Origin of the sequence: Oricola indica (genome assembly GCF_019966595.1) — a bacterium.
Lineage (GTDB): Bacteria > Pseudomonadota > Alphaproteobacteria > Rhizobiales > Rhizobiaceae > Oricola > Oricola indica.
Window position 1 is genome coordinate 774,579 of record NZ_JAINFJ010000001.1, and the last position, 15,667, is coordinate 790,245.

Annotated in this window: 14 protein-coding genes; 7 read left to right on the forward strand and 7 right to left on the reverse strand. The window is 64.1% G+C overall.

All coding sequences use genetic code 11. The annotated features are described in order from the left end of the window. Window positions 1–2: 2 nt before the first annotated feature. Window positions 3–1,418, reverse strand: a complete 1,416-nt coding sequence (locus tag LC343_RS03650) for a capsular polysaccharide export protein, LipB/KpsS family (protein WP_223475729.1) — start codon at window positions 1,416–1,418, stop codon at window positions 3–5. Between the two features lie 449 nt (window positions 1,419–1,867). On the opposite strand from LC343_RS03650, the gene LC343_RS03655 reads away from it, so the two are divergent. The 3 genes from LC343_RS03655 to LC343_RS03665 are packed head-to-tail and all read left to right on the forward strand — an operon-like array spanning window position 1,868 to window position 4,923. Continuing rightward, window positions 1,868–2,797, forward strand: a complete 930-nt coding sequence (locus tag LC343_RS03655; RefSeq protein WP_223475730.1) for a transketolase — start codon at window positions 1,868–1,870, stop codon at window positions 2,795–2,797. A 1-nt stretch (window position 2,798) separates the two neighbouring features. Next, window positions 2,799–3,803 (forward strand): transketolase family protein, encoded by a 1,005-nt coding sequence (locus LC343_RS03660; RefSeq protein WP_223475731.1) that lies wholly within the window; start codon window positions 2,799–2,801, stop codon window positions 3,801–3,803. A gap of 4 nt (window positions 3,804–3,807) precedes the next feature. Continuing rightward, entirely contained in the window at window positions 3,808–4,923 is a 1,116-nt protein-coding gene (locus tag LC343_RS03665; RefSeq protein WP_223475732.1) for a RuBisCO large subunit C-terminal-like domain-containing protein, read from the forward strand. On the opposite strand, the gene LC343_RS03670 is transcribed toward LC343_RS03665, so the two are convergent. From LC343_RS03670 to LC343_RS03685, 4 genes are all read right to left on the reverse strand, one after another. Then, window positions 4,920–5,363 (reverse strand): RbsD/FucU family protein, encoded by a 444-nt coding sequence (locus tag LC343_RS03670; protein ID WP_223475733.1) that lies wholly within the window; start codon window positions 5,361–5,363, stop codon window positions 4,920–4,922. The two genes, LC343_RS03665 and LC343_RS03670, sit on opposite strands and share 4 nt — an antisense overlap. 75 nt (window positions 5,364–5,438) lie before the next feature. After that, window positions 5,439–6,485, reverse strand: coding sequence for a substrate-binding domain-containing protein (locus tag LC343_RS03675; protein WP_425417475.1), 1,047 nt, complete (start codon window positions 6,483–6,485; stop codon window positions 5,439–5,441). Window positions 6,486–6,517: 32 nt separating this feature from the next. Next, window positions 6,518–7,597, reverse strand: a complete 1,080-nt coding sequence (locus tag LC343_RS03680; protein WP_223475734.1) for an ABC transporter permease — start codon at window positions 7,595–7,597, stop codon at window positions 6,518–6,520. Continuing rightward, window positions 7,594–9,114, reverse strand: a complete 1,521-nt coding sequence (locus LC343_RS03685; protein WP_223475735.1) for a sugar ABC transporter ATP-binding protein — start codon at window positions 9,112–9,114, stop codon at window positions 7,594–7,596. The genes LC343_RS03680 and LC343_RS03685 overlap by 4 nt, the downstream gene beginning before the upstream one ends. Window positions 9,115–9,245: 131 nt before the next feature. On the opposite strand from LC343_RS03685, the gene mtnK reads away from it, so the two are divergent. Both mtnK and mtnA read left to right on the forward strand, forming a co-directional pair. Continuing rightward, window positions 9,246–10,511, forward strand: coding sequence for an S-methyl-5-thioribose kinase (gene mtnK, locus LC343_RS03690; RefSeq protein ID WP_223476104.1), 1,266 nt, complete (start codon window positions 9,246–9,248; stop codon window positions 10,509–10,511). Continuing rightward, window positions 10,508–11,614, forward strand: a complete 1,107-nt coding sequence (gene mtnA / locus LC343_RS03695; RefSeq protein ID WP_223475736.1) for an S-methyl-5-thioribose-1-phosphate isomerase — start codon at window positions 10,508–10,510, stop codon at window positions 11,612–11,614. The genes mtnK and mtnA overlap by 4 nt, the downstream gene beginning before the upstream one ends. Window positions 11,615–11,621: 7 nt before the next feature. Here the strand turns inward: mtnA and LC343_RS03700 are convergent, their stop codons facing one another. Next, complete coding sequence (locus tag LC343_RS03700) at window positions 11,622–12,608, reverse strand: sugar-binding transcriptional regulator (RefSeq protein WP_223475737.1); 987 nt, start codon at window positions 12,606–12,608, stop codon at window positions 11,622–11,624. An 84-nt stretch (window positions 12,609–12,692) separates the two neighbouring features. On the opposite strand from LC343_RS03700, the gene LC343_RS03705 reads away from it, so the two are divergent. Continuing rightward, on the forward strand, window positions 12,693–14,750 hold the full coding sequence (locus LC343_RS03705) for a bifunctional aldolase/short-chain dehydrogenase (protein ID WP_223475738.1): 2,058 nt from the start codon (window positions 12,693–12,695) through the stop codon (window positions 14,748–14,750). 42 nt (window positions 14,751–14,792) lie between these two features. Here the strand turns inward: LC343_RS03705 and LC343_RS25305 are convergent, their stop codons facing one another. Then, entirely contained in the window at window positions 14,793–15,161 is a 369-nt protein-coding gene (locus tag LC343_RS25305) for a YegP family protein (RefSeq protein ID WP_425417469.1), read from the reverse strand. Window positions 15,162–15,376: 215 nt separating this feature from the next. Between LC343_RS25305 and LC343_RS03720 the strand changes: the two genes are divergently transcribed. Beyond that, window positions 15,377–15,631, forward strand: coding sequence for a hypothetical protein (locus LC343_RS03720; protein ID WP_223475739.1), 255 nt, complete (start codon window positions 15,377–15,379; stop codon window positions 15,629–15,631). The last annotated feature ends 36 nt before the right edge of the window (window positions 15,632–15,667 follow it).

Here is a 15,667-nt window from a genome sequence, read left to right on the forward strand (position 1 = left end):
GCTCAGGCGGACGCACCGATACCCTTCAGGAGTGTCTCGACCCGGAGCCGCGGCATACCGAAGGCGAAGATATCCTCCAGGCGCTCGAATTCGTCCGGAACATATGACAGTTCCTCGACCTTGACCGCGAAGTCCAAAACCCGATCCACCGGTTCGCTGTGTGCGAGGAAGTCTTCCACGCCCGAAGCCGCAAGCGCATCGAACGCCACCGAATTGGGCGCATTGGCATAGGCGGCGGTCCCGAAATGGATCGCCTTGCGGCCGCGAAGAAGCGCCTCGAACCCTGCCGTGCCCGTGATGCACGCCGTGCAGTCGGTCATCTCCTGCAATTCGCGTGAGGGAACGTCCAGCCCGACCAGTTGCACTTTCGGGATGCTCGCCAGCCACTTGTAATAATCTTTCGGCCTGAAATTCGTGTTCGCCCGCGTCCCGGCCGAGAACATGCTCGTGTGTTCCTTGACATAGATCGCCGAGCCTTCGGGAAGCGTGTCGGAAAGCGCCTTGACCGCGTGAATCTGGTTCACATAGCGGCCGCCAAGCGGCATCGTGGTCAGTTCGGGCTGATAGTGAAGCGGGAAAAAAACCGAAACCCCGTTGACCGGAGCGGGATCCAGCGGCGTGCAATAGCGTTTGTAGCGGCTCTTCAGCAGCCGCTTGAAAACGAAACCGCTCTGCGAAATATCCGCAATCTTCTTCAGCTTTTCCGGCCTGAACGGATGCCCCTCGGTTCTTAGTCTTCTCAGCTTTTTCCTGAAGTTGGGCCGGTATTTCAGATAGCCCGGTTTGTAGGTCCGGGTCCCGTGGATGACCTTGTCCACTTCGGCCTGCGACGCGGTGGACAACGTCCCTTCGCCGCCCGCCATGTGCAGCGGAATGATGGCCGGTGCGGGCAAGCCATCCTCGCCGATGATCGGACCGTCATAGCGCGTTGCGGCGATCCGGGCATGGAAGAACGCGCCGTTCCGGGTCAGCATGATCGGGATGTTCTCGTGCAACGCGATCCGGTACAGCATGTACTCCAGACCGGATTCGGGTTGGTTCACGAACATGACGATATCCGGCCGGTGCTTCGCGATGATCTGCTCCGCGCGCGAGAAATCGTGAAGCGCCCGCGTCATCGTCGCGATGCTTCCCCCTTCATACGGGCCGTACCGGTCGAAAACCGGCAGATAGGTCGCGGGATCCCCGGCGATCTCGGTGAACCGCTTCAGATCGAGTTTTTCGTCCCAGGTTATGTCGTATCTGTAGGATGCCCAGGCGTAGTGTTCGGCCTGTTCGAACGTCTTTCGGATAGTGCCCCGCTGAGAGAGATGCGACGCAATGGCGGGCACTGCGATGTCATATCCATCCAGAGCGCCTCGAAGACGGACGAGCTCTTCGGAAGGCAACATGGCAAAGCTCAGAATTGCATTCTTCATTGATTGTTGCTTCCAACTGGTAGCGAGCCGACTCATCGGCGAGCGGCCTCATTTCACGGGTCAGGAACGCTTGTTAGTGCATAGCCGGCATCGGGTCCATCGGGGCGATGGAAATCGGGAACCGGCAGGCGGCCTTCGCCAAATGCCCATGCGCCAAGCCGCCTCCGGCCAACCCGCCGGAACGTCATGAGTGAAGGAAACCTGCTTCGCCGGGCGAGCTCAGCCAGGCACTGATCGTCACGTTCACGGCCTTGTCGCACAACCCTCGAACACAAGATGATTGCAAAGCGTATGCTGCGCTCGAATTCTGTGATCATCCGCGCCCCGGATCGCAACTTGAGAAACACAATCCCCTCCACCTGATTTCCACTCTTTATATACAAAAGCCAATCACCTTGACATTTGTATAATCCCCCTCCTATGGTCGGTGATCGAAGGGAGTGAGGCAGGTGGACAATCGCAAATCGACACAGGACGTCGCGCTGGGCATACGCCGTCGCGTTTTCGAGCATTCGATGCGCAACAATGGTGGCTATCTGAGCCAGGCCTGCTCGGCCGCCGAACAGCTCGCCTTTCTCTATAACGAGGCGCTCAATCTCGGCGACCCGACACTGCCGGCGATCCCGAAACCCTTCGCGGGCGTTCCGCGCGCGGGCAATGACGAATATGTCACCGGCGCCGGCTACAACGGTCCTTTCGAGCCGCAATACGACCGCCTGTTCATCGCGCCCGCCCATTATGCGCTCGTCGCCTACGCCACCCTGATCGAGACCGGGCGCATGGCGCCGGAGGGCCTCGAGATGTTCAACCGGGACGGCTCCTCCGTCGAGATGATCGGCGCGGAACATTCGCCGGGCATGGAAGTCCACAACGGCACGCTCGGCATCGGCCTGTCGACCGGAGCCGGCCTCGCCTGGGGCCGCAAGCGCCGCGGCGAAACCGGAAAGGTCTGCGTGTTCATGTCGGACGGCGAAGTCCAGGAAGGCCAGACTTGGGAAGCCGTGCAGGCCGCCGCCCACCACGGCATCGACAATCTCTGGGCCCTGATGGACGTCAACGACCAGCAATGCGACGGCGCGATGGACAGCGTGATGGATGTGCGCGACATCGCCGCCAAGTTCCGGACCTTCGGCGCGGTCTGTGTCGAGGTGGATGCCCACGATCTCGACGCACTGCGCCAGGCCAAGGCCGAGCCGCATGAGGGCCAGCCCCTGATCATATTGGCGCGGTCTTCGCCCACACACGGCATGTCCTTCCTGCAGCGACGCTTCCCCCGTCTTCATTACGTCCGCTTCAAGACGACCGAGGAACGCGACGAAATGAATGCGGCGATCGCCGAAGAACTCGGCATCCAGCCGGTCGAACTGGAGGCGCACTGACATGGTCGAGATGGTCAACCGCCCCTATGCCGGTGCCTTCGAGAAATTCGCCGTCGCCAATCCGGATGTGCTCTGCCTGTCGGCCGACCTGACATCCTCCTGCGAGATCGACGGGTTCCGCGACCGCCATCCGGAGCAGTTCCTGTCGCTCGGCATGGCGGAACAGAACATGATGAGCTTTGCCGGCGGCCTCGGCCTCGCCGGCTTCCGGCCTTTCCTTCACTCCTTCGGCGTCTTCCTCTACCGGCGCCCTTATGACCAGCTCATGGCGTCGGTCGCCTATCCGCGCCGCAAGGTCCGCCTCATGGGCTTCCTGCCCGGCATCACCACGCCCGGCGGCATGACCCATCAGGCGATCGAGGATGTCGCGGTCATGCGTTCGATTCCGAACATGACGATCCTGGAAACCGGTGACGCGACAGAGGTCGAGAGCATTTGCGAGGCCGCCGATTCCATCGACGGACCGGTCTATTGCCGCGTCCTGCGGGGCTCCGTGCCGCGCCTTTTCGACACGCCGATCGAGGTCGGCCGGATGCGCGAACTGGCCATGGGCGAAGACGTCCTCGTCGTGACCTCCGGCATCGCGACCGAAGAGGCGCTGCGTGCACGCGACGCCCTGTCCGGCGCGGGCGTCTCGATCCGCCATCTGCACATCAACACTATAAAGCCGTTCGATCCGCAGCCGCTGCTCGATCACATCGCCTCGGTGAAGAAGGGTGTCGTGGTCCTTGAGAACCACGTCATCGACGGCGGCGTCGGTTCGCTCGTCGCCGAGATCATGGCGGAAAACGCCGTCGGAAAGCCGCTCGTGCGCCTCGGCCTGCGCGACACCTACGCCCATGGCGGTTCGCGAGCCTACCTGATGAAGCATTACGGGCTCGACGCCGCCGCGCTCGTTGCCGGTATCGAGAAGATCATCGGCGCCAAGACCGGCATTACCGAAGACGCGCTGGCCGTCGCCCGCGTCGATGCGGTCCACTCCGCCGTCAAGGCCGAGGCGCTCTGACGCCATGGAGCGCTTCACCGTCAGCTACCGGATCTTCGCCGGGTCCGAGAAGGAGGCCCGCGAACGCGCCGAAGGCATCGCCCTCGAACAGACCGTCGAAATCCCGGGCGACATCGTGCCCGAGGGTTATATCCGCGAGGAGATCGTCGGCCGGATCGAGCGCATCGAGGACGCCGGGCCCGGCATATACGACACGGCGATATCCTATAGCCCGGACAGCGCGGGGAATGATATCGTCCAATTGCTCAACGTGATCTTCGGCAATTCGTCGATCCAGAAGGGCATCAAGGTCACCGGTTTTGCCCCCGGCGCGACGATCGCCGAACGGTTTTCCGGACCGCGCTTCGGCATCGAGGGCGTCCGCCGCCTCGCCAACCGGCCGAAGGGCGGCCTGATCTCGCCGGTCATCAAGCCGATGGGCTCGACCGCCGACGAACTCGCCGAAATCGCCTATCGATGCGCGTTCGGCGGCGCCGATATCGTCAAGGACGACCACGGCCTCGCCAACCAGGCGATGGCGCCGTTTCGCGAGCGCGTCGAGAAGGTCTCCGCCGCCGTCGCGAAAGCCAACAACGAGACCGGAGGCTCGTCACTCTATTTCCCGAACCTCGCGGGTCCCGGCAGCGACATTGTCGCCAATGCGCGCTTCGCGAAACAATGCGGCGCCGGTGGCGTGCTGCTGATGCCGGGCCTTCACGGCTTCGGCGCGGTTCATGAACTGGCAGGCGACGCGGATTTCGGCCTGCCCGTCATGACCCATCCGAGCTTCCTCGGCCCCTATGTGTTGTCGGAAGACACTGGCTTCACCCACGCCATGATGTTCGGCGTCCTGCAGCGCCTCGCCGGCTCCGATATCTCGGTCTTCCCCAATGTCGGCGGCCGTTTCGGCTTTTCCGCCGACGAATGCCGCTCGATCGCGGAAGCCTGCCGCGCGCCGGACGGCATCGGCAAGCCGATGTTCCCGAGCCCGGGCGGCGGCATGAGCGTCGAACGGGCCGGCGACATGGTGTCCATGTATGGCGAAGACGTCGTCTACCTGCTTGGCGGGAGTCTTCTCCGCTACGGCGACCGTATCGCCGAGGGCGTACGCGCCATGCGCGAAGCCGTGGACGCGGCCTAGAAAATCACGCCCTTGCGCAGCACGAAACAGCCAAACGGGCGCGCCTCGGTCGTGGCGACGACGGCATAGGCCGTGCGCGCATGCTGGTAGAAATCCTGCCGCTCGATTCCCTTGACCGCCGAGCCCTCCGGCTTCTCGCTGTCGATGACCGCCAGCGCCTCGCGATGCACGTCGCCAAGCTCGTCGGGTGAATTGTCGATCTCCATGCGCAGCGCGCAATAATCGGTAAAGCCGTCCAGCGGCATCAGCCCGGTGATCAGCCGTATCGCCTCCGGCGCATCGATGGCGGGCAACCGCACCACCGCGCCATGGACGGTATGCACCGCCGTGGACTCGGCCGGGTAGTTCGCATCGACGATGACGATTTCGTCGCCATGTCCCATCCGCATCAGGCAATCCATGAGATCGGGCGTGATGCGCGGATCGATGGTTTTCAGCATGTGTCTCGCCTCCTTCGTGCAAAGGGCCGCACGATGGCGGCCCCTTTTCTTTTCGTCCTCGGTGCCTTTGCCGGCTCAGCGCGCCGGCAGCGGCATCCAGTCGGTCATGGCGACATCCGCATGGGCGAACTGCGGCATCTTGGCCGAAAGATCCTGCATGTTCTTGATGTCGTTCTCGTTGAGGAAATCCTGCGTGATCAGCGTCGGCGGAACCACGACCTGTGCGCCCGGATCGCCGCCCGTCAGCATGATGGCGAGCGCGCGCACGGAAACCTCGCCCACGACGGCGGGGTTCGTCGCCACGGTCGCGGCCCAGGCGCTGTCCGGCTCGCGCATCGCGGAGATGTCGGCGGTCGAGACGTCTGCCGAATAGATTTTCACGTCCTGCGAGAGACCCGCCTCGTCGACGGCGATCTTCACGCCCTTGGCGAACTCGTCATAAGGCGCGAAAAACACCGAGATGCCCGGATTGGCCTGCAGCACGGAGCGAGCCTGGTTGGCGTTGGAGTTGGCGATCGGGTTGTCCAGGGTCCCCATCTGGGCGACTTCGACGATACCCGGATTGGCTTCCTTCACTTCTTCCCAGGCGACGTGGCGACGGTCGAGCGGCGCGATACCCGGAACATAGACATAGCCGGCTTCCCACTCGGTGCCGTTGTCCTTGATGGCCTGCTCCAGCGCCAGCTTGCCGAGCAGGTAGTCCGACTGCTCGATCTGCGGGATCGCCTCGTTCTCGACATTCACGTCGAAGGCGACGACCTTGATGCCCGCATCGACGGCGCGCTGAGCCGCTTCCTTCATGGATTCGGTCAGGCCGTGCTGGATGACGATGCCGTCAACGCCGAGCGCGATTGCCTGGTCGACCATGTCGGCCTGGAGTGCTGCGTCCTGGCGGCTGTCGAAGACGCGCAGATCGACACCCAGCGCCTCGGCCTGGGACTCGACGCCCGACAGATAAGCCTGGAAGAAGTCGCCGGTCGAAAGATAACGCACCAGCGCGATCTTCACCTCGCCCGGATTGTCGAGCGGCGCGGGCATGTCCGCCGCGCGGACCGAAAGCCCGGTCGCGGCGACAGTCAGCCCGGCCATCATGGCCATGGCGGTTCTGCGGATGATTTTCATGTCATTTCCTCCCGTTGATATTTGACTGCGTGTTAGTGCCCTCCGGCTTTCCGGCCGGACAGCGAAAAGGTGAAGACCAGGGCGACCACGAGCACCGCGCCCTTGACGAAATCCTGCGTGTAATAAGGCGCATTCATCATGGTCAGGCCCTGCAGCAGGATCCCGACGAACAGCGCGCCCATCGCGGTTCCGAAGGCGTTCGGCTTGGCCGCGCCCAGCACCGCGAAACCGATCAGCGCCGCCGCCACCGCGTCCAGCAGCAGGTTCGTGCCCGACGCGATGTCGCCGCGGCCGAGCCGCGCGGCAAGCAGCATGCCGCCCACCGAGGCGAGCACGCCGGAAAACATGTAGGCGACGATCTTGTAGGCGTTGACATTGGTGCCCGTCAGGCTCGCCGCGCGTTCGTTCGAGCCGATCGCATACATCAGTCGCCCATGCCGGGTCAGTTCGAGGAAGCCCCACACGAGGACCCCGATGACCAGCAGGAACACGACCGAGATCGGCAGGAGATTTTCCAGCACGAGATCGAAGCGGTGCCGGCCCATCTGCAGGAAGAAGGGCGAGAAGGTGCCGTTGGCCGTCGAGCCGTCCGGCAGCGTCATGCCGGTCGCGATGGAGCGGCCTTCGGTCGGAATGCGCTGCAACCCGACCAGCAGGAACATCATGCCGAGCGTCGCCAGCAGGTCCGGCACCTTCGTCTTGACGATCAGCACGCCGTTGATGAAGCCGATGACCGCGCCCATGACGAGACAGGCGACGATGGCGACAAAGGCCGACTGTTCGAGCACCACCATCACATAGGCCGACAGCATCATCGACGAGGTGGCGACCGAACCGATGGACAGGTCGAACCCGCCGACGACCAGCGTAAACGTCACGCCAAGCGCGAGGATGCCGGTGATCGCCACCGACTGGAAGATGAAGACCGCGCTGCGCGGGCTCGAGAAGCCGTCGGCGGCAAGGCTGAAGAAGATCACCAGCCCGACCAGCAGACCGATGAAGCCGAAACGGATGGCGAAATCGATGGCGTTCCTCGACTGTGCGCCGTCCTTGCGGGCCGGCTTGCCCTCCTGCGCCACGGTTGCGTCCTTCTCGTTCAATGTCATGGTCATGCGGCCTGCACAGTCTGGTTTGCGGCCGCGAAACCGGCGACCGCGGTCAGGATGTCGTTCGGGTTGACGTTCTCGTTGCGGAACTCCGCCACGACGGCGTGTTCGGAGAACACGATGATGCGGTCGGCGATTTCCAGAGCCTCGTCCAACTCGGCCACCATCACCAGCGTCGCGCGATTGCCCGCCGTCTCTCGGATCTTGTGGCCGATGTCGCGCCGGGCGCGAATGTCGACGCCCTGAAACGGTTCGTCGAGCACCAGCAGCCGGCATTGCTGCGCGAGCCAGCGCGCCAGCATCACCTTCTGCTGGTTGCCGCCGGAAAGCGTCGAGATGTCGTCGCGCTCGCTCTGGCAGACGATCGACAGCGCGTCGATCATATCCCGCGCCTTCGCCCGCTCCGCGCCGCGATTGACGAAGGACAGCCCGGCATAGCGGCGCAGGAAAGGCACCGTCATGTTGCGGGTGATGTCGAAGTCGCGGATGACCGCGTTGTTGGCGCGATCCTTCGGCGACATGAATACGCCCCGCGCGACCGCCTCGCCCGGCGATTTCGGCCGATACGCCTGCCCGTCGAGGCGAATTGACCCGGCATGGACCGGATGCAGGCCGAAAAGCGCCTGCGCCAGCGCCGTCTTGCCGCTGCCGAGCAGCCCGGTGACCACGACGATCTCGTTTTCGCGCAGCGTCAGCGAGAAACTCTTCGCCGTCGGGATAAGCCGGATATCGCTCAGTTCGGCAACGGCCTTTCCTTGCTCGGGGACGACGATGCCGACATCGGTCATGCGATGCCCCAGCATCGCGTTCACCGCGCCTTCATAGTCCAGGTTCTCGCCCTCGAACACGCCGGAGATCTCGCCGTCGCGCATCGAGACGATCCGGTCCGCGATGCGGCGGATGTCGGACATGCGGTGCGAGATGTAGAGCACGGCCACGCCCTCGGCGCGCATCCGCTCGATATAGCTGAACAGCCTTTCCGCCTCCGAGGCGGAGAGCGACGAGGTCGGCTCGTCGAGGATCAGAAGCTTGGGATCATGCGACAGCGCGCGCGCGATGGCGATCAACTGCCGGTCCGCGATGCTGTAGTCGGAAACCGGTCGGCGCACATTGACCGGCAGGTCCATGCGCCGCGCAATGTCCTCCGCCGCCTTGAACAGTTTCGACCGTTTCAGCAGGAAACCGTAGGAATTCTCGGCCAGCCGGTCGATCATGAGATTGGAGGCGACATCGAGGTCGGGGATCACGCCGTCATTGATGTTCTGATGCACTGTGACGATGCCGGCGCGGATCGCATCGGCAGGTGTCTCCGGGCGGAATTCCGAACCGCTCAGCCGGATCGTCCCGCTGTCCTTGGAATGCACGCCGCTGAGAATCTTGACGAGGGTCGACTTGCCGGCGCCGTTCGCGCCCATGAGCACGGTCACGGTTCCTGCCGGCAGATCGAGCGTGATATCTTTCAGGACGCGGTTGTCCCCAAAGGCTTTCTCGACCCTGTCGATACGGCATGCGGCTTCTTGCATTGTCTCCTCCCGAGACGATGAAAACAGGCTACATGACAAAAGTCAATGGATATTGACAACTGCATGAATTGACTTCACGCTGTGGTCAAAAGGCGCGCTTCGGCCGCCGGGAAATGGGAGGAATGCACGCGATGGGCTCGCAATACGAACCCCTCACACCCGAGACGCTTGGCGGCAGGCTGGCGCAGATCGGAGCGATTACGGACCGGCTCGGAACCGACCCGTCATCATGGACCGTCCGCGAGGTTGGCGACGGCAATCTCAACCTCGTCTTCATCGTCGAGGGCGGCGGCGACAGCGTCATCGTCAAGCAGGCCCTGCCCTATGTGCGCCTCGTCGGCGACAGCTGGCCGCTGCCGTTGAAGCGCGCCTTCTTCGAATATCACGCGCTGACCCGCCAGGCCGCGCGCGACCCGGGCAGCGTGCCGGAAATCTTCCACTTCGACGAGGAGCAGGCGCTCATCGTCATGGAGCGCCTTCACCCGCACATCATCCTGCGCCAGCAGATGATGGCCGGCGAGAAGGTGAAGGATCTCGGCAAGGTGCTCGGCGCTTTCGCCGCGCGCACCGCCTTTCGCGGCTCCGACCTTTCCATGTCGGCGCCCGACCGCAAGGCTGATGTCGCGCTCTTCGCCGGCAATGTCGAACTCTGCGACATCACCGAGAACCTCGTTTTCACCGATCCCTATTTCGACGCGGAACTGAACCGCCATACCCCGGAACTCGACGGAATCGTCGCGGAACTGCGCGCCGACATCGACCTGAAAATCGCCGCCCAGCATCTCAAGCGCGCCTTTGCCGCGCGCTCGGAAACGCTTTGCCACGGCGACCTGCATACCGGCTCGGCAATGGTGACCGCCGACGAGGTGCGGGTGATCGACCCGGAATTCGCCTTCTACGGACCGCTGGGCTTCGATGTCGGGATGCTGATCGGCAACTACCTGATGGCCTATTACGCCATGCCCGGCCATATCGCCGACGAGGCGGCGCGGTCCGACTACAAGGACTGGCTTCTCGACGTCGTCGCGGAGACCTGGGAGACGTTCCGCGAGGAGTTCTCGACCCTGTGGCGCACCGAACGCAACGGCATGCTCTATCCCGCGGCGCTCTACGAGGATCAGGGCCAGGGCTTCGCCGCCGAACAGGCGCTGCAGGAACTCCTGCACGAGATTTTCTGCGACCTGCTTGGCTTCGCCGGTGTTGAAATGCACCGCCGCATCCTCGGGCTCGCGCATATCGCCGAGCTTGACGAGATCGAGGACACGGCGCTGCGCGCCGCATGCGAAACGAAGGCGCTGAGGCTCGGACGGCACCTGGCCGTGAACCGGGCCGGCTTCGCCGGCATGGACGCGGTGATCGCCATGGCGCGCGCAATCGACGAGGGAGACGGACGATGAAGGTTGACGGCACGCATTACCGCGCGATCTGGCGCGACGCCGACACGGGCGAGGTGATGATCCTCGATCAGCGCTGGCTGCCGCACAACTTCCACGTCGTGCCGCTGAAATCGCTGGACGAATTCGCGGTCGCCATCCGCGACATGTGGGTGCGCGGCGCGCCGCTGATCGGCGCGACGGCCGCCTATGGCGTGGCGGTCGAGATGGCGCGCGACGCTTCCGACGCCTCGCTCGACAATGCGTGGGACGTGCTGCACGAGACCCGCCCGACCGCCATCAACCTGCGCTGGGCGCTCGACGACATGCGCGAAAGGCTGCGCGGCACGCCCGAAGCCGATCGGCCCGCGCTCGCCATGAAGCGCGCGGGCGAAATCGCCGACGAGGATGTCGAGACGAACCGCATGATCGGCGTGCACGGTCTCGAGATCATCCGCGAGATCGCGAAGACCAAGAAACCGGGCGAGCCCGTCAACATCCTCACCCACTGCAACGCCGGCTGGGTTGCGACCGTCGACTGGGGCACCGCGACCTCGCCGATCTACCATGCCGTCGAGGCGGGTATTCCGGTTCATGTCTGGGTGGACGAGACGCGCCCGCGCAACCAGGGTGCCCAATTGACCGCGTGGGAACTCAACAGCCACGGCATCCCGCACCATCTCGTGGTCGACAATGCCGGCGGCCACCTGATGCAGCACGGCCAGGTCGATCTCGTCATCGTGGGCACCGACCGGACCACCGCGCGCGGCGACGTCTGCAACAAGATCGGCACCTATCTGAAGGCGCTTGCCGCCCGGGACAACGGCATCCCCTTCTACGTCGCCCTGCCCTCGACCACGATCGACTGGACCGTGGATGACGGCGTCAAGGAAATCCCGATCGAGAACCGCCACGAAAGCGAGGTCACCCGGGTCTTCGGCAAGCTGGAGGACGGCTCGGTCACCTCGGTGCAGATTTCGCCCGACGGCACGCCGGGCGAGAACCCGGCCTTCGACGTCACGCCCGCGCGCCTCGTAACCGGGCTGATCACAGAGCGCGGCGTTGCGGCGGCAAGCCGCGAAGGTCTCCTCGGCCTGTTCCCGGAACGTCAGACGACGGCCGCCTGATCGCGCGTCAGGCGGCTTCGGCCGCCGCCATGTCGAGCAGGCGGCGCGCCGCGCTCTGCCCAGTCACCAGATGCGTGACATAGCCGCCACGGATCGCGGAGATCATCGGCACAACCTTTTCCTCGCCGAGCGACACGAGCATACCCATTTCCTTGCCGCGCAGGTCTTCGAGGTCGACGCCCATCATACGCTCGTCGAGAGGGCCGGGCAGCGGATTGCCCGCCGCATCGATGAACCGGCCGCACAAAACCCCGGCCGCGCCGTGATCGACATACCAGTCCAGTTCCTCCGGCGTGGAGACCCCGCTGGAGACGATATGGCTGTCATGGTCGCAGGACCCGACCGCGAACAGCGACTTGTTGCAGGTCCGCGTCGCCTCGAGCTGCGCCGCGATGATCGGCTCCTTGCGCAGCACCGTCGCCACCTCCGCCGCGCTCAACACGGCCGGCACATGCAGGTTGAGGCATTTCGCGCCAAGCTTGCGCGCGACATTGGAGGAACACACCTCGGCGGAAAAGCCGTAGGGCGTCGACATCGATCCGACCAGCTGCAGCACCGTCAGGCCGGGAATGACCACTTCCTCGATATTCTCGGCGATGTCGTAGATGGTCTTGCCCCAGGCGACACCGAGCCGATCCCCCGGCGCGACGAGGGAGGGCAGCCAGTCGGCGGCGCCGCGCGTCACCCGCGCGAACTGCTCGTCAGGCCCGCCGGTTCCGTCCGGCAGGACATAGGCCGCGCGCAGCCCGAAGACGCTGCACAATTCGCAGGCCAGGCGATGATTGGTGAAGGCTTCCGGCGCAAGCGAGATGTGGATGAAGCCGCGCTCGCGCGCTTCCTGCAGGTAGTTGACCACCGTCGCGCGCGACACTTTGAGGCGGTTGGCGATCTCGTTCTGGTTCAGGCCGTCATGGTAGTAGAGCCATGCGGCCTCGACCACGATATCCTCGCCGCTGATCTGCCCCGAAGCCCTTCTTGTCGATATCGACGGCATCGTCAAAACCTCGCTTTTTCAATATTTGACATATGGCGCTGACATTTGTCAAAAAGGATCGCTGACCGAGGAGGACGAAACATCATGCGGCACAATCTGTGGAATGACGAAAAGGCATCGCAATTCACGGCGGTCGCGAGCGATACGCCCGCCGACCAGGCGCTTGCCCTCAGGGTCTATTCCTCCCGCCTCATCGGCTCCGACCCCGATCTCGTCATGCATGGCGGCGGCAACACCTCGGTCAAGGTGACCCGCCGCAACATCCACGGCGATGAAATCCGGGTCCTCCACGTCAAGGGAAGCGGCTGGGATCTCGACACAATCGAGGCCCCCGGCCTGCCGGGCGTCGCGATGGACCCGCTGATGCGGCTGCGCACCCTCGACAGCCTCTCCGACGAGGACATGGTCAATATCCAGCGCTCGAACCTGCTCGATTCCTCCGCGCCCAATCCGTCCGTCGAAACGCTTCTGCATGCCTATCTGCCGCATACCTTCGTCGATCACACCCACGCCACCGCCTTTCTCGCCCTCGCCAACCTTCCCGAAGCCGAGGACGCCATCCGCGAGATCTTCGGCGAAAAGGCTGCCATCGTTCCCTACATCATGCCGGGCTTCGCACTGGCGAAGAAGGCCGCCGAAATCTTCGAGGCCGATCCGTCCGTCGAATGCATGGTGCTGCTCAACCACGGCCATTTCACCTTTGGCGAGACGGCGAAGGAAAGCTACGACCGGGTCATCGACCACACCAACCGGGTCGAGGAATGGCTCGCCGGGCGGACCGGCGGACGCACCTTTTCCTGCACGGTCGGACGCAATCGTCCGGCGACGGCGGACGTCCTGCCCACGCTGCGCGGCGCGATCGGCGCGGCGCGGCGCGACCATGCCGGCGCGGGCACCGCCCTGCCGGTGGTCGATTTGCGCACGAGCGCCACGATCGCCGAGTTCCTGGAACGCGGCGATCTGGCCGAACTGTCCGGGCGCGGCGTCGCGTCGCCCGACCATGTCATCCGCACCAAGGGCCGCCCGCTGGTTCTCAGGCAGGACCGGCTCGACGCCAACGCCATCGCCATCGCGGCGGCGGTGGCCGAATACACGGACGCCTACAAGGCCTATTTCTCCAGCCAGTCGAAGCGCATCGGCGGCGGCAAGACCATGCTCGACCCCTCGCCCAACGTCGCCTGGATCGAAGGCGCCGGCATCGCGGGCATCGGAAAGGATGCGGCCGCGGCCGCCGCGGCCGCCGACATCGCCGAGCAGACCGTCGAGGTCATGACGCTTGGCGAGGCGGCAGGAGGTTTCCACCCGATCGAGACGGACGACCTCTTCGACATGGAATACTGGTCGCTGGAACAGGCCAAGCTGGCGAAATCGAAACCGAAAGCCTTCGGCGGACGGGTCGTGATGGTTACGGGCGGCGGCGGCGCTATCGGCCTCGCCACGGCGAAGGCCTTTGCCGATCTCGGTGCCGACATCGCCCTCGTGGACTACAGCGCCGAGGCGCTGGACAAGGCCGTCGCCACGCTCGGCGGCTCCGCCTTCCCCGTCCAGGTTGACCTGACATCGACGAACGGGCCTGCCGATGCGGTTGCCCGCACGGCCGGGCGGTTCGGCGGGCTCGATATCGTCGTGTCCAATGCCGGCGCGGCGCTTCAGGGCATGATCTGCGATCTCGACGAGGCGGAGTTCCGGCGCAGCTTCGAACTCAATTTCTTCTCGCACTTCGCGCTCGCGCGCGCCGCCGTCGATGTGTTTCGCACGCAGGGCGCGGGCGGGCAGTTGCTGTTCAACGTCTCCAAGCAGGCGGTCAATCCGGGAAAGGGCTTCGGCGCCTACGGTCTGCCGAAGGCCGCGACCTTCTTTCTGGTGCGGCAACTCGCTTTGGAACTGGGATCGGAAGGCGTCCGGGTCAACGGCGTCAATGCTGACAGGATCCGCTCCGGTCTCCTGACCGACGATTTCATCGTCAAGCGCGCCGAGGCGCGCGGCGTGAGCGTGGACGACTATATGGCCGGGAACCTGCTTCACGCCGAGGTCGAGGCGCGCCACGTGGCAGACGCCTTCGTCGCACTGGCCCGCGCAGAGCGGACCACCGCGCATGTCATGACGGTCGATGGCGGCAATATCGAAGCGGCCCTGCGCTAAAGGAGGAGCGGCCCGGCTAAACCGGGCCGCAAACGGTTCCGCTCAGCTCTCGTCTTCGACAGCCGCATCCGGGCTGTTCTTCGAGACGCTTTCCGCGCAGCCAATCGCGTTGCGCTTGTCGGTATAGGTTTCCGACCGCACCATCGTTTCGCCATTCGAGGCAACGAAGCGGTTGTAGAACTGCCCGTCCTTCGAGCCGGCGATTTCCCAACGATAGCCGGAGCCTTCCTCCTCTTTCGTCAGGTCGACGATCGGTGCGCCCGGCGTGTTCTTCTTCATCGAGTCGATGCAGTTCTGGGCGCTCGACTTCGACTTGTAGCTCTCAGACCAGACCATGATCTCGGAGTTGTACAGGAACTGGACGCCGAACTGGCCCCCTTTGCGTTCCACGATCTTGAACTTGTGGGGCATGCATTTCTCCTCAATGAATTTCGGACGGCCAGATTAGGTGAGTCGCCCGGTTCGGCAAGTCATTACGGCCATGTTCCTTGCCCAAGTCCACGAAATTCTTCGAAAAAGCGGCCGATCTCGATACTGCCAAGCTTTGGGCAGCGATTTGCCGCCACGGAACCAAACGCCGGTTTCAAGGATCGCCGAAGACCATTATGGTTGCGCGACGTACCGCGATGAGTCATTCGCCGTCCGCAAGGAGAAAAAGCATTCTGAAGTTTTTCGATTTCAACGACCCGTTTTTCAAGCCGCTCTGGATCAGGATCGCGGTGGTCGTCGCGCCGGCGCTCTGGGCCGGGGTCGAACTGATGACCGGCCAGACCTTCTGGGGCGTTCTGTTTCTCGCCATCTCGGCCCTGGCGTTCCACGGACTGTTCATCGCCTTCAACCCGCGCGAGCCGGAGACGGCCCCGGACAAGGAAGCGGACTGACCGGACGCGCAACCTTTGATCGCCCTGGCGCAGACG